The following is a 324-nucleotide window of genomic DNA, read 5'->3' on the forward strand; positions in this document are numbered from 1 at the left end:
TATTTTTACGCAGAATATAGAAGTGTTTGATATTGTTTTAATTGGCGTTTTGGAAGGGATTAAGGGTGGTTGAGTGGCTTTTATTTAGGGTAAAAGGGCTTACCCTTCTTAATGCATCGTGTTTTGCAGCTTTTCTATATTATGAACAAGGCAATACAGTTGCCATTGCGCATTCACTTTTGTTTGACCCCGTAAGGTCAATTTATTCATGCCTTTATTAACTGTAATGTTCCCGAACACTGGCTCAATACACCCGAGTCGTTTGCTGTATTGTCGTCGACCTATGGGGCTGTCTATTTTTACTTTCATTTTGTCGATATAGCT

1 protein-coding gene is annotated in these 324 nt (G+C 38.3%); it reads right to left on the minus strand.

The features are described 5' to 3' along the window. Positions 1-108: 108 nt before the first annotated feature. Positions 109-324: transposase (locus tag AAEY62_RS21285; RefSeq protein ID WP_350636356.1), on the minus strand; the 216-nt coding region annotated here is incomplete at its 5' end.

Source organism: Pseudoalteromonas sp. GW168-MNA-CIBAN-0100 (genome assembly GCF_040309225.1).
Lineage (GTDB): Bacteria > Pseudomonadota > Gammaproteobacteria > Enterobacterales > Alteromonadaceae > Pseudoalteromonas > Pseudoalteromonas arctica.